This window comes from Falsiroseomonas frigidaquae, from assembly GCF_012163145.1.
Lineage (GTDB): Bacteria > Pseudomonadota > Alphaproteobacteria > Acetobacterales > Acetobacteraceae > Falsiroseomonas > Falsiroseomonas frigidaquae.
The window spans coordinates 490,464-511,075 of the sequence record NZ_JAAVTX010000004.1; the positions used below are offsets into that span (position 1 = coordinate 490,464).

Below are 20,612 nucleotides of genomic sequence, written 5' to 3' on the forward strand. Positions count from 1 at the left end.
GCGGGCTATCTGCGGCCGCGCATGAACTCCTCCCTCCCCCTCCCCGATTCCCTGCCGCGCGCCGCCTTCGTCACCGGCGGCGGCAAGCGCCTGGGCCGGGCGATGGCGCTGGCGCTTGCCGGGGCGGGCTTCGACGTGGCGATCCACTACGGCACCAGCGCGACGGAGGCGACGGAGACGGTGGCCGATATCCGCGCGCTCGGCCGCCGCGCCGTGGCGCTGCAGGCCGATCTGGCGAAGGAGGCGGAGGTGGCGCCGCTGATCGGGCAGGCGACCGCGGCGCTCGGCCCGATCGGCGTGCTGGTGAACAACGCCTCCACCTTCGAACGCGATGAGTGGCATGACGCGACCCGGGAAAGCTGGGATGCGCATATGGAGGCGAACCTCCGCGCGCCCTTCGTCCTAGCCCAGGCGATGGCGCGGGGCCTGGCGCCCCCGGCGCAGGGCGTCATCGTCAACCTGCTGGACCAGCGGGTCTGGTCGCTGACGCCGCATTTCCTATCCTACACCGTCTCCAAGGCCGGGCTCTGGACACTGACCCAGACGCTGGCCCTGGCGCTGGCGCCGCGCATCCGGGTGAACGCCATCGGGCCGGGGCCGGCGCTACCCTCCCCGCGCCAGAGCCAGGAACAGTTCGACCGGCAATGCGCCTCCGTGCCGCTGCGGCATGGGACGGGGCCGGATGAGGTGGCGCGCGCCCTGCTCGCCATCCTGTCGCTGCCGGCGATGACCGGCCAGATGATCGCGCTCGATGGCGGGCAGCATCTGCAATGGGCGCCGACCGTGGGCGCCGCGGAGATCGCCGAATGAACCACAGCTCGATCCCCGGGCCGATCCATGGGTCGATCCATGGGCCGGAGCATTACGCCCCCGACGCCGTGCGCGGCACGCGGGTGGTGTTCCTGCGCGGGCTGGAGCTGATGGCCAGGCTGGGTATCTATGCGCATGAGAAGGCCGGCCCGCAGCGCATCATCCTGGGCGTCGAGCTGTTGGTGCAGGACGACGCCGCCCCGGCGGCGATCGGGCCGGATGATTTCCGCCGCGTCGTGGATTACGAGCGCCTGGTCCTGACCGCCCGGGCCACGGTGGCGGAAGGCCATGTGCTGCTGGTGGAGACATTGGCCGAGAAGGTGGCACTGGCGGCCCTGGCCGATCCGCGGGTGCTGCGCGCCCGGGTGACGGTGGAAAAGCCCGACGCCTTCCCCGACGTCGCGACGGTGGGCGTGGTGGTCGAGCGCATGCGCGCCGGCTGATGCCGGTGTTCCACCATTATGACCGCCAAGGCCTGCCCGCGCGGAAACCACACGTTGCTGGAAGGGCTTGCGAGCCGACTTTTCCACTGCACTGCCGGGCGCCCGCACGGGTTTCTCGTGTCAACATGGAAGTTGCGCTTGACGGGTTGCTTTTTGTTCTGCGCCACCAAAATACGAGCCAGATCAAATGGTTAACAAAACCGCCCAAAAATCAGGCAATGATGTGTGACTGGCGGATGACGGCCATTCCCGTGCATTCCGCACCGTTTGGTCCACAGAGTTCTCCACAGCTTCGGTGGAAAAGCCGGAAGCAGTTGCCCGAGGCCCCAGCATTGCATTTCACGCATGGCACCCGCGCGCATGACAGAGGCTGAGACACCGTCCGCCGCCCCGTCCCTGACCGGCCTCGAGGTCATCGAGCGGGCGCTGGAGACGCTGCCCCTGGCGCCTGGCGTCTATCGGATGCTCGATGCCAAGGGGGATGCGCTGTATGTCGGCAAGGCGCGCAGCCTGAAGCGGCGGGTGCATGCCTATACCCAGGTGGCCCGCCTGCCGGAACGCCTGCGCCGCATGGTCTTCGAGACCCGCAGCCTGGAGGTGGTGACCACCGGCAGCGAGGCCGAGGCGCTGCTGCTCGAAGCGAATTTCATCAAGAAGCTGCGGCCGCGCTACAACATCGTTCTGCGGGACGACAAATCCTATCCGTGGCTGGTGATGACCGAGGACCACCCCTGGCCGCAGATCGCCAAGCATCGCGGCGAACGGCGCAAGGGCGCCAGCTACTGGGGCCCATTCGCCAGCGCCTGGGCGGTGAACCAGACCCTGACGGCACTGCAGCGCGTCTTCCTGCTGCGGACCTGCCGGGACACGGTGTTCGACAGCCGCACCCGCCCCTGCCTGCTGCACCAGATCAAGCGCTGCTCCGCCCCCTGCGTCGAGCGGATCTCGAAGGAGGATTACGCCGCGCTGGTGCGGGAGGCGAAGGATTTCCTCGGCGGCGGCATCCCTTCCCTGCAGCGGAAACTGGCAACGGAGATGGAGGAGGCCGCCGAGAAGCTGGAGTTCGAGCGCGCCGCCAGCCTGCGCGACCGCATCCGCGGCCTGACCCATGTGCAGGGCAGCGACCGGGTGCACCTGGACGGTGTGAACGATGCCGATGTGGTGGCGCTGCACCAGATGGCCGGGCAGTCCTGCGTGCAGGTCTTCTTCTTCCGTGGCGGCCGCAACAACGGCAACCGGCCCTTCTTCCTGTCCCATGCCAAGGCGGAGCAGAGCGCGGAGGAGGTGCTCGGCGCCTTCCTCGCCCAGCTCTATGATGACCTGCCGCCGCCGCCCCTGGTGCTGGTCAGCCACGACCCGCAGGACGCGCCGCTGCTGGCGGAGGCGCTGAGCCTGAAGGCCGGCCGCAAGGTCGAGATCCACCGCCCGCAGCGCGGCGAGAAGCGCGCCGCCATGGACCACGCCGCCACCAATGCGCGGGAGGCGATCGAGCGACGCATGGCGGAGGGCGCGGCCCAGGCCGACCTGCTGGCCGGCGTCGCCCGCATCTTCGACCTGCCGGCGCCGCCGGAACGCGTCGAGATCTATGACAACAGCCACATCATGGGCACCAATGCCTACGGTGTGATGGTCGCCGCCGGCCCCGCCGGCTTCCTGAAATCGGCCTACCGCAAATACGGCATCAAGGGCCCCGCGCCGGCGATCCCGACCATCTCGCCCGCCCCGGCCCCGCGGGGTGGCGACGACTTCGCCATGATGCGGGAGGTGTTCGAGCGCCGCTTCGGCCGCGCCCTGAAGGAGGATCCGGGGCGCGAGGGCGAATCCTGGCCCGACCTCGTGCTGATCGATGGCGGTGCCGGCCAGCTTTCCGCGGCGCGGGAGATCCTGGCCGAGCTCGGCGTGGACGACATTCCCCTCGTCGCCATGGCCAAGGGCCCGGATCGCGACGCCGGCCGCGAATGGTTCCACCAGTCCGGCCGGGACCCCATCCAGCTGCCGCCGCGCGACCCCGTTCTTTATTATCTGCAGCGCCTGCGGGACGAGGCGCACCGCTTCGCCATCTCCACCCATCGCACCGGCCGGTCCAAGGCGCTGGTGCGGTCGGAGCTGGACGATGTGCCCGGCGTCGGCGCCGCGCTGAAGCGCAAGCTGCTGAACCATTTCGGTTCCGCCCGCGGCGTGCGCAACGCGGCGCTGTCGGACCTGGAGAATGCGCCGGGAATCGGCCCGGCCGTCGCCCGGCGCATCCATGGGCATTTCCACCCGGGGGCCGGGCCGGGTAGAGTGTCTGAAGGCTGAGCGAAGATGAACGCCGGATGACCTTGTGCCGACCGACCTCCCCAACCTTCTGACCCTTTCGCGCATCGCCGCGATTCCGGTGCTCGTGCTGTTCGCCACGCTGGGCGAGCCGTGGACGAACCTGGTGGCCTGCGCCGTTTTCTCGGCGGCGGCCATCACCGACTATTTCGACGGCAAGCTGGCACGCTCCCGCAAGCAGATCAGCGATTTCGGGCGCATGCTGGACCCGATCGCGGACAAGCTGCTGGTCGGCGCCGCGCTGATGCTGCTCGCCGGCAACGGCCAGCTCAGCACCTTCGGACTGTTCCCCGCCATCATCATCCTGCTGCGGGAGATCCTGGTCTCCGGCCTGCGGGAATATCTGGCGGGGCTGAAGATCGGCCTGCCGGTCACCGGCCTGGCGAAGTGGAAGACCGGCTTCCAGATGGGCGCGCTCGGCGCCCTGCTGGCCGGTGACAGCGGCGCGGCGGTGATCTGGCTGTCCTGGCTGCCCGTCTCCCTGATCGGCGAGGTGATGCTGCTCGCCGCCGCGGTGCTGACTTTGGTAACGGGTTGGGACTATCTCCAGGCCGGGCTGCGCCATGTCGGCCGCGCCTCGGCCCCGATTGCACAGCAGCCGGGACCGCAGCCGCCGGCACAGCCCTCGCTTCACTCTTGAGGCATTTCCTCGTGCGGCGCATCTTCCGCCCGAAACTCGCGATGACGGGAGCCGACATGGCCGCCGACCCCACCTGCCCTTCCCCGATCCGCGGTGCGCCGCTGCTCGCATTGCTGCTGCTTGCCGGCTGCTCCACCAGCGAAATGGGCAGCGCCGTATCCTCCACCATGGACCGCCTCTGGTCGCCCTTCATGGGGCCGACCAATGTGGTGGCCGCCGACAGCCTGACCGTGATGCGCGTACGGGGCGCGGACCCGGCGGTGGAGCCGCTGGTGCCCGAAACCGGCGATGTCTGGCCGGTACAGGAAGCCGCCCGGCCGACCATGATGGGCGGCCCCGACGAGGCGATGCGGAACATCCCGAGCTACCGCCCATCCCTGATCGACGGCGCGCCGGCGGCTTCCTCCCCGGTGCCGACGCCGGGCGACCGGCCAGCGGCGCGACGCGGCTCCTCCACCCCGCCGGCCCGCCTCGGCGCACCTTCGGATTTTGCCCGCACGCCAGCCACCCCCGCGCCCGCCGGTGCCGACAGCCCGCCGCAGCAGCGGTTGGAGGGCCGCACGCTGACCACGCCATCCGGCAGCACCGTCACCAGCACCGGCGGCACCGGCCGCGTGCAGGGCTATACCGGCCCACAGGGTGGCGGCGCGGTGATCCGCGACGGCAATGTGGAAATTTGGATCGGCCCCGATGGCCGCACCAGCACCCGGGTGGTGCCGAACTGAGGAAGGCCGCTCCTTGAAGATCCTGTATTTCGCCTGGGTGCGGCAGAAGGTCGGGCTGGCGGAGGAGGATGTCGCGCCGCCGGATTCGGTCGGCGACGTGGCCGGGTTGGTCGCCTGGCTCGCCGGCCGCAGCCCGGGCCATGCGGCCGCCTTTGCCGATCCGCGCCAGGTACGCGCCGCGGTGAACCAGGATTTCGCGACCCCGGACCAGAAGGTGGCGGCGGGCGATGAGGTCGCCTTCTTCCCGCCGGTGACCGGTGGCTGAGATGCCCACCATACGGGTGCAGGAAGCCCCCTTCGACCTCGGCGCGGAATCGGCGGCGCTGACCGCGGGGCGCACCGATATCGGCGGCCTCGCCAGCTTCGTCGGCCTGTGCCGCGCCGATGACGGGCTGGCGGCGCTGGTACTCGAGCACTATCCGGGCATGACCGAGCGCGCCTTGAAGAAGATCGCCGACGAGGCCTGGGCGCGCTGGCCGCTGACCGGCTGCACCGTGATCCACCGGGTCGGGCGCCTGGTACCGGGGGAGCCGATCGTGCTGGTGCTCACCGCCTCCGCCCACCGGGCCGCGGCGCTGGAGGCCTGCGCCTTCCTGATCGACTGGCTGAAGACCTCCGCCCCCTTCTGGAAGCGGGAGGAATTCGCCGGTGGCGAAAGCCGCTGGGTCGAGGCCAAGGCGACGGACGATGCGGCCGCCGCGCGCTGGGCGAAGCCGGCTTGATCCTGCGCCTGGCGGCGGGTCTGGCGGGGGCACTGCTGCTGGTCTGGCCGGCCTTCCTGAATGGCTATCCGCTGGTCTTCAGCGATACCGGCGCCTTCCTGCACCAGACGACAGGCCCCCTGGTGATCTGGGACAAGCCGCATGTCTACGGCCCGCTGATGGCCCTGTTCCATTGGCATGCCAGCCTTTGGGGGCCGCTGCTGGCACAGGGCCTGTGCGTGTCGCACCTGCTGTGGCTGCTGCAGCGGGCGCTGCGAGGGCGAGCCTCCCCGGTTCTGCACCTGGCCACCTGTCTCGGCACCGCGGCGCTGACCACGGCGCCCTTCACCATCGCGCTGCTGATGCCGGATGTCTTCGCGCCGATCGTGCTGCTGGCGCTGCTGCTGCTGGGCTTCGCCCGAGCGGCGCTAACCCGGGCCGAAACGCTCTGGCTGGGGCTGCTGGCGGCCATCGGCATCGCCACGCACCTGTCGCATGTGCCGCTGGCGCTGGCGCTGGTGGTGTTCGTGGCGCTGGTGGCGCGGCGTGCCTGGCCGTTGCTGCGCGTGGCGGCACCGCTGGCGGCGGCGATCCTGCTGCTGCTGGGGACCAATTACTGGGGCCACGGCCGCGCCGTGCTGTCGCCGCATGGCGCCACCTTCGCACTCGCCCGGCTGCAGGCCGACGGCCCGGCCGCCGCGGTCATTCGCGACCGCTGCCCAGGATCCGGCTGGTACCTCTGCGCCTTCGCCGACCACCTGCCGATGGACAGCGACGCCTTCCTCTGGGAGGCGGACAGCCCGGTGAACCGCGCGCCGGACGGCACGCCGCGCTTCCTCGGCGGCGCGCTGCTCTCGGCGGAGGCCAGCGTCATCGTGGCCGAAACCCTGCGGACGCACACGCTGGAGGTCGCCCGGACCACCGCGCTGAACGCCCTGCGGCAGATGACGCTCGCAACGGCGGGCGACACGCTGGTGGATACGCATCTGGCCGCCGCCGTCCGCCCGCGCATCGCGGAGGGTTTCCCACCAAGGGAACTCGCCGCCTACGACGCCGCCCTGCAACCGCGCGGCTTGCTGCCCGAAGCCGCCGCGCCCTTCCTGATCACCCATGTTCCTGCGCTGCTGGCCGGCGGCGTGCTGGCGCTGTTCGCCTGGTGGCACAGCTTGGGCGACCGCCGCCGGATCGGGCTGGTGGTCGGCGTTCTGGTGGGCGTCTGCGCCAATGCGCTCGCCACCGGCGGATTGTCGAAGCCGCATCTGCGGTATGAGGCGCGGATCCTGTGGCTGATGCCGGTGGTCGCCGCGCTGGCGCTGCGGGGCAGATCACATCCTGCGGAGACCGCCGAGGGTCGCGCGGCCTTCATGTGACCGCGCCGGTCGCGACGCCGAGACTTCGCCTGATGCCGCATGGCCGAATCCCCCGCCTCCTCGCCCTGCTTGCCGTGCTGGCGGGGGCGCCCTTCCTGGTCTGGCCGGCCTGGCTGAACGGCTATCCGCTGGTCTTCATCGACACTGTCTCCTACCTGCTGCACACGACGGTACCGGAGGTGCCCTGGGACAAGACCCAGGCCTATGGCCCCTTCCTGCACCTGTTCCATTGGCAGCGATCGCTCTGGGCGCCGGTTCTGGCGCAGGGGCTCATCGCCTCCCACCTCATCTGGCTGTTGCAGGGGGCGATACGCGGGCGGCCGAATCCGGGCTGGCACCTGCTGGCCTGTGCCGGGGTGGGGGTGCTGACCTCCGGCCCCTGGTTCCTGGCGACGCTGATGCCGGATGCGCTGACCGGGCTGCTGCCGATCTGCCTGTATCTGCTGGCCTTCGGGCGGCTGTCCGCCGGGCAGTCGCTGTGGGTGGGCGGGCTGGCGGTGCTGGCGGTGGCCTCGCATCTGTCCCACCTGCCGGTGGCGCTGGCCGTGCTGGTGCTGACGCTGGTGTTCACCTGGCGGCCGGGGCCGGTGCTGCGGGCGGGGGCGCCGGTGGTGCTGGCGGTGCTGCTGCTGTGCACCGCCAATGCCATCGCCTTCGGGCGCTTCACCCCTTCCCCGCATGGCGCGGCCTTCCTGCTGGCGCGGTTGCAGGCGGATGGCCCGGCAGCGGCGCTGCTGCGGGATCGCTGCCCGGAAGCCGGCTGGCACCTCTGCGCCTTCACCGACCGGCTGCCGATGGACAGCGACGAATTCCTCTGGGACGAGACCAGCCCGCTGAACCGGGAGGCCGATGGCACGCTGCGCCGCATGGGCGCGATGCGCGGCGCCGAGGAAGCCCGCGCCATCATCGGCGAGACGCTGGCCGCCCATCCCGGCTGGGTCGCCGCCGCGGCGCTGCGCAACGGGCTGGCGCAGCTCGGCAAGGTGCAGGTGGGCGACACGCTGGTGCCGGACCATCTGGAGGCCTCCGCCCGCCGCGCCATCGCCGGCCACTTCCCGGCCGAGGAGCTGGCGCAGTTCGATGCCGGTGCGCAGATGCGCGGCACCCTGCCCGCGCTGGCCGCGCCCTGGCTGCTGCCGCATATGCCGGTGCTGCTGGCCAGCCTCGGCGCGGCGCTCTGGCTAGGCTGGCGCGCGGCGCGGGCGCGGGACTGGCCGCGCCTGGCGCTGCTGGCCTTCGCGCTGCTGGCGCTCGGCGCCAATGCGGCGGCGGCCGGCGCCCTGTCCAAGCCGCATCACCGCTACCAGGCGCGCATCGTCTGGCTGCTGCCGCTGGCGGTGGGCGTGGCTGCCCTGCCCCGGCCGCGCCTTGCGCGGCCTCCTCAGTAGCGGTCCGCGCCTTGCGCGGCCTCCTCAATAGCTCTCCGCGCCTCGCGCGGCCTCTTCAGTAGCGGTCCGCGCCTCGCGCGGCCTCTGCAGTAGCTGCCCGCGCCCGGCGCGCCCGGTTCAGTAGAAGAAGCGCTCCTCCACCACCTTGCCATCCGTCACGGTGTAAAGACCGATCTCCGCCATCTGGGTGCGCTGGCCGGTCTGCTTCGCCGTCACATCCATCTCGAAGCGCAGGGCGAACTGGTCGCCATGCAGGAAGGGACCTTCCGTGGTGACGGAGTGGATCTCGTGGTTGGCGTACCACCACTCCCCCTTGCCCTTCACCGCCGCCCGGCCGCGCATTTCCGCCATCGGGCCTTCCATGGCCTCCCGGCTCACCACGTCATCGGCCCAGTACCGCTCGCCGGCTTCCTCATGCTTGCCGGCCTTGCACAGGGCGGCGAAATCCTCGGCGATTTCCTTGACAGTCATCGGCGCGCTCATGGGAATATTCCCTGTTTGTTCTGCGCCGACAGGTTAATCCCGGCGGCTGCGCCGGGGCAAGGGCGTTCCGCTCAGGCGCGCACCAGGAAGCCGCTGCGTGGCAGCGCGGGCATGCGGGACAGGTCCACGGACAGGTCCTGCGGCGGCACCTGGTAGTGCAGTTCCAGCGCCAGCACGCGCAGCATCGCCTGCATCACCGCGATGGTCAGCCATTCCCCGGCACAGCGATGGCCGGTGAAGTGATCGCCGCCGCCCTGGGGGATGAGCGTGAAGGGGTTGCCCGCCCAGCCCAGGAACCGATCGGGCCGGAATTCCAGCGGCGCCTCCCAGCTCCGCCCGTCGCGGTTGGTGCCGTAGAGGTCCAGGATGAAGCGGCTGCCCGCCGGGAAATCCACGCCGCGCCAGGAGAAGCCGCTGCGGGCGATGCCGCCGACGATCGGGAAGAACGGCGCCAGGCGACGCACCTCCTGCACGAAGGCGAGCAGCCGGTCGGGCTCCGCCAGTCCCGGCCGCGCCGCCGGGTGCTCATGCAGCGCGAGGGCCGCGAAGACCATGAAGCGGGCGATTGCCACGGTGGGGCGCAGGATGTTCAGCAGTTCCACCGCCGCCAGCGCCTCGCTCAGCAGGCTGCCATCCGGGTTCTGGTGGAAGGCGATGACCTGCAGGGCGGAGCCCTCCGGCGCCGTCGCCCGCCCCTCCCGCACCGCAGCGATGCGCCGGGCCAGGTCGCGCTCCGCCCCCTGGCGGCGCAGCCGGGCGATCCAGTTGGCGGGGCCGATGCGCCCGGCATTGTCGATCATCGCGCCGAGCTGGTCGGTCAGCCGCGCCTGCGCCGCGGGCTCCAGCGCCAGCCCGGCCCAGTCGCACACCGCCTCGCCCAGGCTGGCGCGGAATTCGGCATGCAGCCCCACTTCGCCGCGCGCCGGCCAGCTCTCAGCCCGCCGGCGCAGCGCCACCGCCGCCCGCGCCGCCATGTCCTCCAGCGCGGCCGGGGACATCAGCGACATCAGCATGGCCTTGCGGTGCCGGTGCGCCGCGGCATCCAGCGTCGCCACGCTGCCCTCATCCTGCAGCAGCTTCAGCACGGAAGACGGCAGCGCCCCGGCGCGGGTGAAGCGGCCGGGGTGGTAGAACATCGCCGCCGCCTCCGCCCCCTGGGCGCAGTGGAAGGTCCGGCCAAGAAGCCGGGTGCGGAACAGGTCCACCCCCAGACTCCGGCAGCGCCGCCCGACGAATTCATAACCTTCCCGCAGGAAGGCGAGCGAGCTGTCGAGATGCCCGGCCCTCGGGATCGACGCCATGCCGGCTCCTCATGCAATGCCGGGGAGATGACGAGGCGCGCGCCGCCGGGTTCCGCCCCGGCGCCCGAATCCTACCCGGCGCAGGCGCCGATCAGGCGGTTGATGTCGGCCCAGGCGATGGTCCGTTCCGGCATCGGGTGGCCCAGCCTTTCACGCGTCACCACCGGGCCGAGCACGCCGCCGAAGCGCTTGGCGAAGCGGGGCAGGTCCTCCAGCCCGGCTGGCACCGCCAGTGTCGCCGCGCGCGCGCCCTCGTTCCGCAGGCGCTGCGCCAGCAGGCCGAGCAGCGACCGGCCGATGCCGCGGCCGCGCATCTTCTCCCGCACCTCCAGATGGTCCACCTGCGCCGTGCTGCCCTGCAGGCTGGCGCTGACGAAGCCCTCGAGCTGGTGCCCGGTGAGCGCGACGATCACCTGGCCCGGGCGCTTGCGGCCGCGCAGCAGGCCCTGCCAATGCGCGACCATCGCCTCCTCCAGCGGGTCCTCGATGAAATCCTCGTCGAAAACCGTGGCGTGGGAGACGCGCCACAGATCGGCATGCAGCTGGCTGATCCGCGCCACATCGCCAACCCGGGCCGTGCGAAGTTCCAGCGGCATCAGGCAGCCCGCCTCAGAGATCCGGTGCCGAAAAGGGGCAGGCCTGGCATGTCGCTGAATTCTCCTGGTGCCGCAGTTGAATGATGCGGGTTGCTACTCGCGGCGGCGCCCGTGCCCTATATCGAGGGCGGGCGCGCAGCGCGATGACCCAGGGGAACGCAATACGTCCATGCCGCCGGAACCCGACAGCCCCGTCTCCGCCAAGCCCCGCCCCGGCGGGCTGCGGGAAGAGGACCGCGCCGCTCCCGCCGCGGGCCGCAACCTGCTGTTCCTGCGGGAGGAAGAGCTGCGCCTGGCGCAGGATCTGCTGTTCTTCGGCTATCGCGATTTCACCGCCGGGGCGGATGAGATCCTGGCCGGGCTGGACATGGGCCGCGCGCATCACCGCGTGTTGCATTTCGTCGGCCGCCGGCCCGGCATCACGGTGGGCGACCTGCTCGGCATCCTCGGCATCACCAAGCAATCGCTCGGCCGGGTGCTGACGCCGCTGGTGGAGGATGGCTTCGTAACGCAGAGCCCCGGCCGCAGCGACCGCCGCCAGCGCCTGCTGAGCCTGACGGAAAAGGGCGCGGCGCTGGAGCGCAGCCTGTTCGAGCGGCAGCGGGACACGGTGATGCGGGCCTACCGGGAAGCCGGGCCACAGGCGGTGGACGGCTTCCGGCGCGTGATGCGCGGCTTGATGGGCCCCGATGCCCGCAGCGCGCTGGAACGGCTGGAGGCCGGGCCGGGCCAGGAGAGCGGCCGGTGACCGCCACCGCCGATGCGCCGCATCTGCTGGTGGTGGATGACGATTCCCGCCTGCGCGCCCTGCTGCAGCGATTCCTCACCGAGCAGGGCTTCCGGATCACCGCCGCCGCCGATGCCGCCGCCGCGCGCCATGCGCTGACCTCGGTTGCCTTCGACCTGATGGTGCTGGACGTGATGATGCCGGGCGAAAGCGGCCTGGAGCTGACCGAAAGCCTGCGGCGGGAGGGGCAGGACGTGCCGATCCTGATGCTGACCGCCCGCGGCGCGCCGGATGACCGCGTCACTGGCTTCGAGCACGGCGTCGATGACTACCTGGCCAAGCCCTTCGACCCGCGCGAGCTAGCGCTCCGCATCCGCACCATCCTGCGCCGCGCCGCGCCGCCGCCGGTGGCCGACCTTTCGGGCGGCCCGGTGCAGCTCGGCATCCGCTGGTTCGACCCGCAGCGCGCGGAACTGCGCGGGCCGGAGGGGGTGGTGCGGCTGACCGGCGGCGAACAGGCGCTGCTGCTCGCCCTGGCCGCGCGGCCGAACGAGGTGCTGAGCCGGGAGGAGATCGCCGAGGCGCTCGGCACGCCGGAGGCCGGCGAACGCGCCATCGACGTCCAGGTGACGCGCCTGCGCCGCAAGATCGAGCCGGACCCGCGGGAGCCGCGCTTCGTGCAGACCGTGCGACACCGCGGCTACATCCTGCGTCCCGGCGCATGAGCGCGACGCCCGACGCCCCCTCCGCGGCGCCGGAGCCGATCCGGGAAGCGGCGCGGGAGCCGATGCGGGAGCCGATCCGGGAGCCGGCACGGCCGGTGCGGGCCTTCGGCCAGGGCCTGCGCGCACTGCTGCCGCGCGGGCTGCTCGGCCGGTCGCTGCTGATCATCCTGCTGCCGCTGCTGATCCTGCAGGGGGTGGCGCTGCAACTGTTCTACGGCAACCACCTCGACGTCATCTCCCGCCGCCTGGCTGGCGGCGTGGCCGGCGAGATCGGGCTGGTCATCGAGATGATGCAGCGCATGCCGGACCCGGCCGACCGCGCCTGGCTGTTCCGCGATGCCGCCTGGCGGCTGGATCTCGCGCTCGCCTTCGAGGCCGGGGCCACGCTGGGCGCCACGCCGGACCGCGCCGCCTTCCTGCCACTGCTGCCGCTGGAGGGCGACCTGGCGCATGCGATGGGCGAAAGGGTGCGCCGGCCCTTCGACGCGGATTGGCAGTCCGACCGGCGCAGCGTCATCATCCGCATCCAGCTTCCGGACGGCGTGCTGCATGTGGAGGCGCCGCGCAAGCGGCTGTTCACCGGCACGCTGTACCTGTTCTTCATCTGGCTGGTCGGCTCATCCCTGTTGCTGTTCGGCGTCGCGGCGCTGTTCATGAAGAACCAGGTCCGCGCGATTCGCCGCCTGGCTGGCGCGGCGGAGGCCTTCGGGCTGGGCCGCGACATCGGGCTGATGAAGCCGGAGGGTGCCGCCGAGGTCCGCCAGGCCGCCAGCGCCTTCAACCGCATGCAGGACCGCATCCGCCGCTTCGTCGCGCAGCGCACGGACATGCTGGCCGGCATCAGCCACGACCTGCGCACCCCGCTGACCCGCATGCGCCTGGCACTCGCCATGCTGCCGCACCCGCCGGAGGCGGAGGAGGATGTGGCGGCGCTGACGGAAGACGTGGAGGAGATGGAGCGGATGGTCGCCTCTTATCTCGCCTTCGCCCGTGGCGAGGCACAGGAACAGACGCAGCCGACAGATCTCACCGGCATCGTCCGCGACGTGGCGCAGAAGGCCCGGCGGGACGGCGCGCTGGTGGTGGTGGAGGCGCCGGATTCACTGGTGCTGCCGCTGCGGCCGGATGCGCTGCGGCGCTGCCTGGCCAATCTGCTGGGCAATGCCCGCAAGCACGCCAGGCGGATCGCCGTGCAGGTCACCGAGATTCCGCGCGGGGAAACCGGCGCCTGGGCGCAGGTGACGGTGGATGACGACGGGCCGGGCATACCGGAAGCGCAGCGCGAAGAAGCCTTCCGGCCCTTCGCCACGCTATCCGCCGGCGGCACCGGGCTGGGCCTGGCCATCGCCCGGGACATCGTCCGGTCGCATGGCGGCGACATCGTCCTGGAACAGAGCCCGCTTGGCGGGCTGCGGGCGCGGGTGCGGCTGCCCCGTTAGAAGGGCGCGCCTCGCGGCGCGCCGTACCGTCTCAGCCCTGCTGCTTGGCAACCAGGGTCTTCACCTCGTCCATGGCCTCCGTGAAGCGCTTGTTGAGCACGCTCAGCGCCTCGGAGTTGGAGTTCTGGATGAGGTCGGCGACCTCCTTCATGTTCGCCACGGCCCGCTCATAGGCGGACTTCAGCAGTTCGGCCTGCTTGGCGGCGCGGGCCTGCGGGCTTTCGGTGCCGGACATCATACGGATCGCGTCCGTCATCTCCGCCATCGAGGCCTGCAGGATCTCCATGTGGCGGCGGGCAACGGCCTGCGCGCCTTCCAGCGCCACGCGGTTGGCGTTCGACAGCGCCTCGAGGTTGCGGCGCTGCGCCTCCGCCAGCCCACCCATGTCCGGCATCGCCGGCATGCGGAACTCGGACAGCATCCGCATCATCTCGTCAGGCTTCATGCCAAAGCGGTCGGACATCGCGACAGGCTCCTTGAACACGGGGGGAAAGCAACGCGCGGGGCTATAGCGGAGTGCCGAAACCCATAGAAGCCGAAGAATGATGCACTGCACAAAAACTCCGGACATGCACGGGACCGCGTCCCGCACTGCGAAACCCGGCTGAGGTCAGGCCTCCATCGCCGGCGGCGTCAGGTCGCCCGGCTCCAGCCGCAGGCTGCGTGCCGTCTGTTCCGCGCGGTCCAGCGCGCGGTCCAGTGCCGCCATCGTCGGCCCCATATCCACCGTGTCGTCCTTCTCCCATGCGCGCAAGGTCATCAGCCACACGCCAACAAGGCCGGCGGCGCGAAGACGGCCCTGCAGACCGGTGGAATCAAGCTCCGCCGCATCCAGCATGCGCCCCATGCTGCGCTGCAGGATGGGAAACAGCGCCCCGGCCAGCACGCCGTCGCGCCGCATGTCGGACATCAGCCGCAGCATGCCGGCCCGATGCGGCAGCAGCGCATCCACGCCGCGCATCAGGACATCGAACACCCGGTCGCGCGGGGTGCCGCCCTGGCCGGGCACGGTGCCCGCCGAAACCTGCGCCGCCACCCAATCCGCATGCAGCCGCAGCAGGTCGAGGCGGGAGGGGAAGCGGCGCACCAGCTCGCTGGCCGGAATGCCGGACAGGGCGGCGAGCCGCACGGGCGTCACCCCCCGCCAGCCCTGCTCTGCGATCACGGTGAACAGGGCGTCGATCAGCTTGGTATCGGAGGAGTCCATGCGCTGATGTTGGGGGCGGAACCGCGCCGCGCCAATGGGAAATGCGTGAAGTTCAGCCGGCCAGTTCGCGGGACCGCGCCGTGGCCGCGGCGATGGCGCGGGAGATCGCATCGGGCCAGGCCTCCTGCGCCATCAGCACGGCCAGCGCCCGTTCCGTGGTGCCCTTCGGGCTGGTGACATTGCGGCGAAGCTGCGCCGCATCCTCCGTGCTCGCCGCCAGCAGGCTGCCGGAACCGGCCACCGTGGCGCGGGCCATGCGACGGGCGAGATCGGCCGGGATGCCCTGTTCCACCGCCGCGGCCTCCAGCAGCTCCGCCAGCAGGAAGACATAGGCCGGACCGCCGCCGGAGACGGCGGTGACCGGGTCCAGCAGCGCTTCCTGGTCGACCCAATCCACCTCCCCGGTCGCGGCCAGCAACGTGTCCGCCAGGCTGCGCTGGTCGGCCGAGACGCCCGGGCCGGCGAAGGCGACGGTGAAGCCCTGGCGCACCGCGGCCGGGGTATTCGGCATGGCGCGCACCACCGCCGCGCCCTCGCCCAGCAGCCCCTGCATGAAGGCCACCGTCTTGCCCGCCATGATGGAGACGAAGACGGCGCTGCCGGCGAAGCGGGCATAGGCGGGCAGCGTTGCCGGTGCCTCCTGCGGCTTGGTCGCGAGGATCACGGCGGCGGGCGCGAAGCCGGCCGGGATCTCCGCCGGGTCGCGCAGCAGTGTGGCGCCGGCGATGGGCCCGGCGGCGAAGGGGTCCACCACGAAGGTCTCGCCCAGGCCGCGTTCGCGCCAGCCGGCCAGCATGGCGCCGCCCATCTTGCCGCAGCCGATGAGAAGGAGAGGGGGAAGAATGTCGGTCATCCGGGTAGCCTTGCCGCCGCCCGCCTGCTTGGCAAGGCCGGTTCCGGGCTACGCCTCGCCCACGCAGTCCAGCATGGCCGCCTGCAACGCCTCGCCGGGTGGCTTGCCGCCCCAGAGGACGAACTGGAAGGCCGGAAAGAACCGTTCGCATTCGGTGATGGCGATATCCACCATGTCTTCCAGGCTCTCGGCCGAGGCCCCGGGCGCGCCGCGCAGCAGCACGGCGTGGCGAAACACCGGCACGCCATCGTCGCTGTCCAGGCCGAAATGCCCGATCCACAGCTTCTCATTGGCCAGGGCCAGCAGCTCGAACAGCTTCTCCCGCTTCCCGGCCGGCACCTTCAGGTCGAAGGTGCAGGAAAAGTGCATGGCGCTGATCTCATGCGACCAGGAAAAATACAGGCCGTAGTCGCACCACCTGCCGGGTGCCTCCGCCGCCATCTCGCTGTCCGACCTGCGGTCGAACACCCATTCATTGGCCGTCACGATCTGTTCCAGCACATCGAGGGGGTTCGCGGACCGGTCGCGTTCCTCGTATCCGACATAAGCGGACATCGCGGCACCTCCTTCGCCCATTCGGGGGCGACCCCTGTCAGTTGGGGGCGTCCGCCCGAATCGCCACAAGGGCTAGACTACGCAGGTGCAAAAGACTGCGGCAAGCACCGGTTCCGTGACCGCCGCCAAAGCACCGGCCGCCGCACCGCAGCCGCCTGCCGCGGCCTCAGCCGGCATCCGCGTCGAGGCCGGGCTCGGCGGAGGGCCTGGGCGGCGCCTCGGCCAGCCTGGCTTCCAGCGCGGCGACACGTGTCTCCAGCGCCTCCGCCTGTTCGCGGGCGCGACGGGCCACTTCGAGCGCGGCGTCCAGATCCTCCCGCCGCACCAGGTCCAGGCGCTGGACCATCGCGTCCAGCTGCGCCCGTCCCATCGCCTCGGCCTCGGCGCGGGCGCCGGCCAGGACGGAGAAGGCGCCGCCGGCCATGCCGGCCAGGTCGTCGAACAGGCCGCGCTTCGGGCCGTTGCCGCCGCCACCCATGCCGCCGCCCATGCCGCCACCCATCCCGGCACCCGGCCCACCACCTGTCCCGGTGCCGGTTCCGGTGCCGCTGGATCCGCTGCCGCCGGGTCCGGTTTCGCTGGTCATGACGACCTCCTGCCTAATGCTGCAAAGTGCTGCGTGCCTTGTCCGGCCGCGATTCCGCGGCCTATACCCCGCTCGCGGCGAGATAGGGGCCGCGACGCGAAGGGACAACCGCCGATGTATGTCGTGACCGGCGGCGCCGGTTTCATCGGGTCCAACCTGGTCGCCGCACTCTGTGACCGGGGCGAGGAGGTCCTGGTGGTGGACCGGCTGCGGGATGGCGTGAAGTGGCGCAACCTGGCGCATCACGGCATCGCCGGCATCCTGGACCCCGACCAGCTTCCGGCGTTCTGGGCCGGTCAGCCGAAGGTGTCCGCCGTGCTGCATATGGGCGCCATCAGCGCGACCACGGCGACCGATGGCGACCTGGTGGCCGCGACCAACCTGACGCTGCCGCTGGCGCTTTGGGCGGAATGCGCCACGCGGGGCATCCCATTCATCTATGCCTCATCCGCCGCCACCTATGGCGATGGCGCGCTGGGCTTCGCGGATGACGAGAGTGCCGCCGCGCTGGCCGCGCTGCGTCCGCTGAACCTGTATGGCTGGTCGAAGCTCGCCTTCGACCGCCGCGTGGCGGCGATGCTGGCGCGCGGCTACCCGGCCCCGCCGCAATGGGCCGGGCTGCGCTTCTTCAACGTTTATGGACCGAACGAGTACCACAAGGGCCGCATGGCCAGCGTGGTGTTTCATAAGTTCCACGAGGTGGCGCGCGGCGAACCGGCGCGATTGTTCCGCTCCGATCGCCCCGACTATGCCGACGGCGCGCAGATGCGCGACTTCGTGCATGTGGATGATTGCGTGGCGGCGATGCTCTGGCTGCTGGACAACCCGAAGGTCAGCGGGCTGTTCAACATCGGCTCCGGCCAGGCGCGCAGCTTCGTCGACCTGGTGCGGGCGATGTTCGCGGGGCTCGGCCAGAACGACCGCATCGAATTCATCGACATGCCGCCGGATCTGCGCGGCAAGTACCAGTATTTCACCGAGGCCCCGATGGCGAAGCTGCGCGCGGCCGGTTTCGACCGGGCGCCCACGACGCTGGAGGATGGCGTCGGCCGCTATGTCCGGGACTTCCTGGTGAACCCCGATCCGCACCGGTGAGGCGCCGCCCACCCGACCCTCTCGCTCCGCGTGGTTGGAGCGGGATCTCTGCAGAAGCTGATAGGGCCGCCCGATGTTCGTGATCGCCTTCCCCGTCATCGATCCGGTGCTGATCGAGATCGGCCCCTTCGCGCTGCGCTGGTACGCGCTGGCCTACATCGCCGGCATCGTGCTGGGCTGGATGCTGGCCCGGCGGCTGGTGGCGCTGGCGCCGGTGGCGGCCAGCCGGGAACAGCTGGATGACTTCGTCACCTGGGCGACGCTCGGCATCATCCTCGGCGGACGGCTCGGCTATGTGCTGTTCTACCGCCCGGGCTACTACATCACCGCGCCGTGGGAGGCGCTGTATGTCTGGCAGGGCGGCATGTCCTTCCATGGCGGCATGGTCGGCGTCATCGTCGCGGCGCTGTGGTTTTGCCGGCGCCAGGGCCTGTCCGCGCTGCGCTTCGGGGACCGGGTGGCGCCCGCCGTGCCGATCGGCCTCGGCCTGGGGCGGCTGGCCAATTTCATCAATGGCGAGTTGTGGGGGCGGGTGACGGACGTGCCCTGGGCCATGGTCTTCCCGACCGGCGGGCCGGAGCCGCGCCATCCGAGCCAGCTCTACCAGGCCGCGATGGAAGGCGTTCTGCTGTTCATCCTGCTCAACATCCTGGTCCGCATTCCCGGCCTGCGGGAAAGGGAGGGCTTCGTCACCGGCGCCTTCCTGGCCCTGTATGGGCTGGCGCGCTTCACCGGCGAGTTCTTCCGGCAGCCGGATGCGCATCTCGGCTTCCTGTTCGCCGGGGCGACCATGGGGCAGTTGCTGTCGCTGCCGATGATGCTGGTGGGCGCGGTGCTGATGCTGCGGGCACGCCGCCCCGCGTGATGGAGCGCCTGGACCACTTCATGGCCCGGGCGGTCGCCGCCTATTACGCGCGGCCGGCCTCGCCCTTCGGCCGGGCGGGGGATTTCACCACCGCACCCGAAATCTCCCAGGCCTTCGGCGAGGTGCTGGGCGGCTGGGCCGCGGTGACGTGGCAGATGATGGGCCGCCCTGACCCCGTGTTGCTGGTGGAAGCCGGCCCCGGTCGCGGCACGCTGATGGCGGATGCGCTGCGGATGGTGGGCGAGGTCGCCACCCCCTTCCGTGCCGCGCTGCGGCTGCACCTGGTCGAGACCTCGCCGGCCCTGCGGGACCAGCAGCGCCGCATGCTGGGCGATGCGGTGACGGGCTGGCACGATGATCCGGCCAGCCTGCCCGATGGCCCCATGCTGCTGCTGGGCAATGAATTCCTGGACGCCCTGCCGATCCGCCAATTCATCCGCCGCGGCGATGGCTGGCTGGAGCGGCATGTCGCGGAGGGCCGTTTCGCCGAACTGCCCACCACCGAAGCCCCTCAGGTCGAGGCGCCGGAAGGCGCGGTGCAGGAGGTGGGCGAGGCCGCGCAGGCGGTGGTCGCGGCGCTTTCCCGCCGGCTTGCCAGCCAGGGCGGCGCGGCGCTGTTCCTGGATTACGGGCCGGCCGAATCGGGCCTCGGCGAAAGCCTGCAGGCCGTGCGCGGCCAGGCGACGGGGCTTGATCCGCTGGCCGAGCCGGGCACCGCCGACCTCACCGCCCATGTCGATTTCGCCGCCCTCGCCCGCACCGCCCGCGCCGCGGGCGCCGCGGCGCAGGGGCCGCTGCCGCAGGGGCTGTTCCTGCAGCGCCTCGGCCTGATGACCCGCGCCGCCATGCTGGCCCGCGGCCGCCCCCGCCTGGCCGGCGAGATCCTGTCCGGCGCCGAGCGGCTGGTGGCGGCGGAGGGGATGGGCCGGCTGTTCAAGGCGCTGGCTGTCTGCGACCCTGCTTTGCCCACCCTGCCAGGATTCGAACCCGCATGACCCCCGGCTTCCTGACGGGCGGCCTCGCCGTGCCGCATGGCTTCTTCACCCGCCAGGGCGGTGTTTCCACCGGCGCCTACGCCGCGCTGAACTGTTCCCTCTCCGGCCAGGACGATCCGGATGCGGTGCGCCGCAACCGCGCAGCCTGCGCCGGGGTGCTGGGTGCGGAATCCGTGCTCGGACTGGTGCAGGTGCATGGCGTGGCGGTGGCCGATGCCCGCACCCCCTGGACCGATGCCACCCGCCCCACCGCCGATGCGCTGGTGACCAACCGGCCGGGCCAGGCGATCGGGGTGCTGACCGCCGATTGCGCGCCCGTGCTGTTCGCGGATCTGCGCGCCGGGGTGGTGGGCGCCGCCCATGCCGGTTGGCGTGGCGCCGTCGCGGGGGTGCTGGAGGCGACCATCGAAGCAATGGAAAGCCTCGGTGCAATTCGCGAAAATGTCGCCGCCGTGGTCGGCCCCTGCATCGGCCAGGCGAGCTATGAGGTCGGCCCCGACCTGCGGGACGAGGTGCTGGCCCGCGGCGCCGCCGATGCGCGCTTCTTCGGCCCGGGCCGGCGCGAGGATCGCTGGCAGTTCGATCTGGCCGGCTATTGCGTGGCACGCCTGGCCGCCACCGGCATCGGACGGGCGGATGCGCTGTGGCAGGACACGCTGGCGCAGGAGGAGCGCTTCTTCAGCCACCGCCGCCGCACCCTGGCTGGCGGCGGGCCGCTCGGGCACCAATTATCCGCCATTGCTATCCCCCTCGCTGGCCCTGGGTGAACCGATGCCCTACGTCGTCATGTTC

Annotated in this window: 24 protein-coding genes; 16 read left to right on the forward strand and 8 right to left on the reverse strand. The window is 71.3% G+C overall.

Annotated elements, in window-relative coordinates:
* Window positions 1-21 precede the first annotated feature (21 nt).
* The 9 genes from HB662_RS14980 to HB662_RS15020 all read left to right on the forward strand — a co-directional run bounded on the left by HB662_RS14980 (window position 22) and on the right by HB662_RS15020 (window position 8,393).
* Window positions 22-810, forward strand: coding sequence for an SDR family oxidoreductase (locus tag HB662_RS14980; RefSeq protein WP_168050602.1), 789 nt, complete (start codon window positions 22-24; stop codon window positions 808-810).
* A complete protein-coding gene (locus HB662_RS14985) occupies window positions 807-1,253 on the forward strand; it encodes a dihydroneopterin aldolase (protein WP_168050603.1) in 447 nt (148 codons plus the stop codon). The genes HB662_RS14980 and HB662_RS14985 overlap by 4 nt, the downstream gene beginning before the upstream one ends.
* Window positions 1,254-1,613: 360 nt before the next feature.
* Window positions 1,614-3,551 (forward strand): excinuclease ABC subunit UvrC, encoded by a 1,938-nt coding sequence (gene uvrC, locus HB662_RS14990; RefSeq protein ID WP_168050604.1) that lies wholly within the window; start codon window positions 1,614-1,616, stop codon window positions 3,549-3,551.
* 25 nt (window positions 3,552-3,576) lie between these two features.
* Window positions 3,577-4,209: a CDP-diacylglycerol--glycerol-3-phosphate 3-phosphatidyltransferase gene (gene pgsA, locus HB662_RS14995; RefSeq protein WP_168050605.1), complete on the forward strand. Its 633-nt coding sequence runs from the start codon at window positions 3,577-3,579 to the stop codon at window positions 4,207-4,209.
* A gap of 56 nt (window positions 4,210-4,265) precedes the next feature.
* Window positions 4,266-4,934: a hypothetical protein gene (locus tag HB662_RS15000; RefSeq protein ID WP_168050606.1), complete on the forward strand. Its 669-nt coding sequence runs from the start codon at window positions 4,266-4,268 to the stop codon at window positions 4,932-4,934.
* Window positions 4,935-4,947: 13 nt separating this feature from the next.
* Window positions 4,948-5,199 carry a molybdopterin converting factor subunit 1 gene (gene moaD / locus HB662_RS15005; RefSeq protein WP_168050607.1) on the forward strand — a complete coding sequence of 84 codons (252 nt, stop codon included), beginning with the start codon at window positions 4,948-4,950 and terminating at the stop codon, window positions 5,197-5,199.
* Between the two features lies 1 nt (window position 5,200).
* Window positions 5,201-5,656, forward strand: a complete 456-nt coding sequence (locus HB662_RS15010) for a molybdenum cofactor biosynthesis protein MoaE (protein ID WP_168050608.1) — start codon at window positions 5,201-5,203, stop codon at window positions 5,654-5,656.
* Window positions 5,653-7,005, forward strand: a complete 1,353-nt coding sequence (locus tag HB662_RS15015; RefSeq protein WP_168050609.1) for a hypothetical protein — start codon at window positions 5,653-5,655, stop codon at window positions 7,003-7,005. The genes HB662_RS15010 and HB662_RS15015 overlap by 4 nt, the downstream gene beginning before the upstream one ends.
* 32 nt (window positions 7,006-7,037) lie before the next feature.
* On the forward strand, window positions 7,038-8,393 hold the full coding sequence (locus HB662_RS15020; protein WP_168050610.1) for a hypothetical protein: 1,356 nt from the start codon (window positions 7,038-7,040) through the stop codon (window positions 8,391-8,393).
* Window positions 8,394-8,510: 117 nt separating this feature from the next.
* Here the strand turns inward: HB662_RS15020 and HB662_RS15025 are convergent, their stop codons facing one another.
* The 3 genes from HB662_RS15025 to HB662_RS15035 form a co-directional block, all read right to left on the reverse strand.
* Window positions 8,511-8,864 carry a nuclear transport factor 2 family protein gene (locus HB662_RS15025; protein WP_168050611.1) on the reverse strand — a complete coding sequence of 118 codons (354 nt, stop codon included), beginning with the start codon at window positions 8,862-8,864 and terminating at the stop codon, window positions 8,511-8,513.
* 83 nt (window positions 8,865-8,947) lie between these two features.
* Window positions 8,948-10,177 carry a cytochrome P450 gene (locus tag HB662_RS15030; RefSeq protein ID WP_168050612.1) on the reverse strand — a complete coding sequence of 410 codons (1,230 nt, stop codon included), beginning with the start codon at window positions 10,175-10,177 and terminating at the stop codon, window positions 8,948-8,950.
* Window positions 10,178-10,248: 71 nt separating this feature from the next.
* A complete protein-coding gene (locus HB662_RS15035; protein WP_168050613.1) occupies window positions 10,249-10,773 on the reverse strand; it encodes a GNAT family N-acetyltransferase in 525 nt (174 codons plus the stop codon).
* Window positions 10,774-10,942: 169 nt separating this feature from the next.
* Between HB662_RS15035 and HB662_RS15040 the strand changes: the two genes are divergently transcribed.
* The 3 genes from HB662_RS15040 to HB662_RS15050 all read left to right on the forward strand — a co-directional run bounded on the left by HB662_RS15040 (window position 10,943) and on the right by HB662_RS15050 (window position 13,664).
* The gene (locus HB662_RS15040; protein WP_168050614.1) at window positions 10,943-11,521 is read left to right on the forward strand and encodes a MarR family winged helix-turn-helix transcriptional regulator; all 579 of its coding nucleotides are present in this window, start codon (window positions 10,943-10,945) and stop codon (window positions 11,519-11,521) included.
* The gene (locus HB662_RS15045; protein WP_168050615.1) at window positions 11,518-12,225 is read left to right on the forward strand and encodes a response regulator; all 708 of its coding nucleotides are present in this window, start codon (window positions 11,518-11,520) and stop codon (window positions 12,223-12,225) included. Before HB662_RS15040 ends, HB662_RS15045 begins: the two co-directional genes overlap by 4 nt.
* A 62-nt stretch (window positions 12,226-12,287) precedes the next feature.
* Window positions 12,288-13,664, forward strand: coding sequence for an ATP-binding protein (locus HB662_RS15050; RefSeq protein ID WP_168050877.1), 1,377 nt, complete (start codon window positions 12,288-12,290; stop codon window positions 13,662-13,664).
* Between the two features lie 31 nt (window positions 13,665-13,695).
* Here HB662_RS15050 and HB662_RS15055 read toward each other — a convergent pair whose 3' ends face one another.
* The 5 genes from HB662_RS15055 to HB662_RS15075 form a co-directional block, all read right to left on the reverse strand.
* A complete protein-coding gene (locus HB662_RS15055) occupies window positions 13,696-14,127 on the reverse strand; it encodes a phasin family protein (protein WP_245185645.1) in 432 nt (143 codons plus the stop codon).
* 147 nt (window positions 14,128-14,274) lie between these two features.
* Window positions 14,275-14,871: a TetR family transcriptional regulator gene (locus tag HB662_RS15060; RefSeq protein WP_168050616.1), complete on the reverse strand. Its 597-nt coding sequence runs from the start codon at window positions 14,869-14,871 to the stop codon at window positions 14,275-14,277.
* Between the two features lie 52 nt (window positions 14,872-14,923).
* A complete protein-coding gene (gene proC / locus HB662_RS15065; RefSeq protein WP_168050617.1) occupies window positions 14,924-15,724 on the reverse strand; it encodes a pyrroline-5-carboxylate reductase in 801 nt (266 codons plus the stop codon).
* A gap of 48 nt (window positions 15,725-15,772) precedes the next feature.
* Entirely contained in the window at window positions 15,773-16,279 is a 507-nt protein-coding gene (locus HB662_RS15070; RefSeq protein ID WP_168050618.1) for a type III secretion system chaperone family protein, read from the reverse strand.
* A 166-nt stretch (window positions 16,280-16,445) separates the two neighbouring features.
* Window positions 16,446-16,865: an accessory factor UbiK family protein gene (locus tag HB662_RS15075; protein WP_168050619.1), complete on the reverse strand. Its 420-nt coding sequence runs from the start codon at window positions 16,863-16,865 to the stop codon at window positions 16,446-16,448.
* Window positions 16,866-16,979: 114 nt separating this feature from the next.
* On the opposite strand from HB662_RS15075, the gene rfaD reads away from it, so the two are divergent.
* The 4 genes from rfaD to pgeF all read left to right on the forward strand — a co-directional run bounded on the left by rfaD (window position 16,980) and on the right by pgeF (window position 20,587).
* On the forward strand, window positions 16,980-17,960 hold the full coding sequence (gene rfaD / locus HB662_RS15080; RefSeq protein WP_168050620.1) for an ADP-glyceromanno-heptose 6-epimerase: 981 nt from the start codon (window positions 16,980-16,982) through the stop codon (window positions 17,958-17,960).
* Window positions 17,961-18,033: 73 nt separating this feature from the next.
* Entirely contained in the window at window positions 18,034-18,825 is a 792-nt protein-coding gene (gene lgt, locus HB662_RS15085; protein WP_168050621.1) for a prolipoprotein diacylglyceryl transferase, read from the forward strand.
* Entirely contained in the window at window positions 18,825-19,820 is a 996-nt protein-coding gene (locus HB662_RS15090; protein ID WP_168050879.1) for a class I SAM-dependent methyltransferase, read from the forward strand. Before lgt ends, HB662_RS15090 begins: the two co-directional genes overlap by 1 nt.
* Window positions 19,817-20,587, forward strand: a complete 771-nt coding sequence (gene pgeF, locus HB662_RS15095) for a peptidoglycan editing factor PgeF (protein ID WP_168050622.1) — start codon at window positions 19,817-19,819, stop codon at window positions 20,585-20,587. Before HB662_RS15090 ends, pgeF begins: the two co-directional genes overlap by 4 nt.
* Window positions 20,588-20,612: the final 25 nt, after the last annotated feature.

Coding starts and splice junctions, on each gene's coding strand:
- HB662_RS15010 (WP_168050608.1), top strand. CDS start 5,201: ATGCCCACCATACGGGTGCAGGAAGCCCCCTTCGACCTCGGCGCGGAA.
- HB662_RS15090 (WP_168050879.1), top strand. CDS start 18,825: ATGGAGCGCCTGGACCACTTCATGGCCCGGGCGGTCGCCGCCTATTAC.
- HB662_RS15050 (WP_168050877.1), top strand. CDS start 12,288: ATGCGGGAGCCGATCCGGGAGCCGGCACGGCCGGTGCGGGCCTTCGGC.
- HB662_RS14985 (WP_168050603.1), top strand. CDS start 807: ATGAACCACAGCTCGATCCCCGGGCCGATCCATGGGTCGATCCATGGG.
- HB662_RS15040 (WP_168050614.1), top strand. CDS start 10,943: ATGCCGCCGGAACCCGACAGCCCCGTCTCCGCCAAGCCCCGCCCCGGC.
- rfaD (WP_168050620.1), top strand. CDS start 16,980: ATGTATGTCGTGACCGGCGGCGCCGGTTTCATCGGGTCCAACCTGGTC.
- HB662_RS14980 (WP_168050602.1), top strand. CDS start 22: ATGAACTCCTCCCTCCCCCTCCCCGATTCCCTGCCGCGCGCCGCCTTC.
- HB662_RS15030 (WP_168050612.1), bottom strand. CDS start 10,177: ATGGCGTCGATCCCGAGGGCCGGGCATCTCGACAGCTCGCTCGCCTTC.
- uvrC (WP_168050604.1), top strand. CDS start 1,614: ATGACAGAGGCTGAGACACCGTCCGCCGCCCCGTCCCTGACCGGCCTC.
- proC (WP_168050617.1), bottom strand. CDS start 15,724: ATGACCGACATTCTTCCCCCTCTCCTTCTCATCGGCTGCGGCAAGATG.
- pgeF (WP_168050622.1), top strand. CDS start 19,817: ATGACCCCCGGCTTCCTGACGGGCGGCCTCGCCGTGCCGCATGGCTTC.
- HB662_RS15075 (WP_168050619.1), bottom strand. CDS start 16,865: ATGACCAGCGAAACCGGACCCGGCGGCAGCGGATCCAGCGGCACCGGA.
- HB662_RS15060 (WP_168050616.1), bottom strand. CDS start 14,871: ATGGACTCCTCCGATACCAAGCTGATCGACGCCCTGTTCACCGTGATC.
- lgt (WP_168050621.1), top strand. CDS start 18,034: ATGTTCGTGATCGCCTTCCCCGTCATCGATCCGGTGCTGATCGAGATC.
- HB662_RS15025 (WP_168050611.1), bottom strand. CDS start 8,864: ATGACTGTCAAGGAAATCGCCGAGGATTTCGCCGCCCTGTGCAAGGCC.
- HB662_RS15020 (WP_168050610.1), top strand. CDS start 7,038: ATGCCGCATGGCCGAATCCCCCGCCTCCTCGCCCTGCTTGCCGTGCTG.
- HB662_RS15070 (WP_168050618.1), bottom strand. CDS start 16,279: ATGTCCGCTTATGTCGGATACGAGGAACGCGACCGGTCCGCGAACCCC.
- HB662_RS15000 (WP_168050606.1), top strand. CDS start 4,266: ATGGCCGCCGACCCCACCTGCCCTTCCCCGATCCGCGGTGCGCCGCTG.
- HB662_RS15035 (WP_168050613.1), bottom strand. CDS start 10,773: ATGCCGCTGGAACTTCGCACGGCCCGGGTTGGCGATGTGGCGCGGATC.
- HB662_RS15055 (WP_245185645.1), bottom strand. CDS start 14,127: ATGTCCGACCGCTTTGGCATGAAGCCTGACGAGATGATGCGGATGCTG.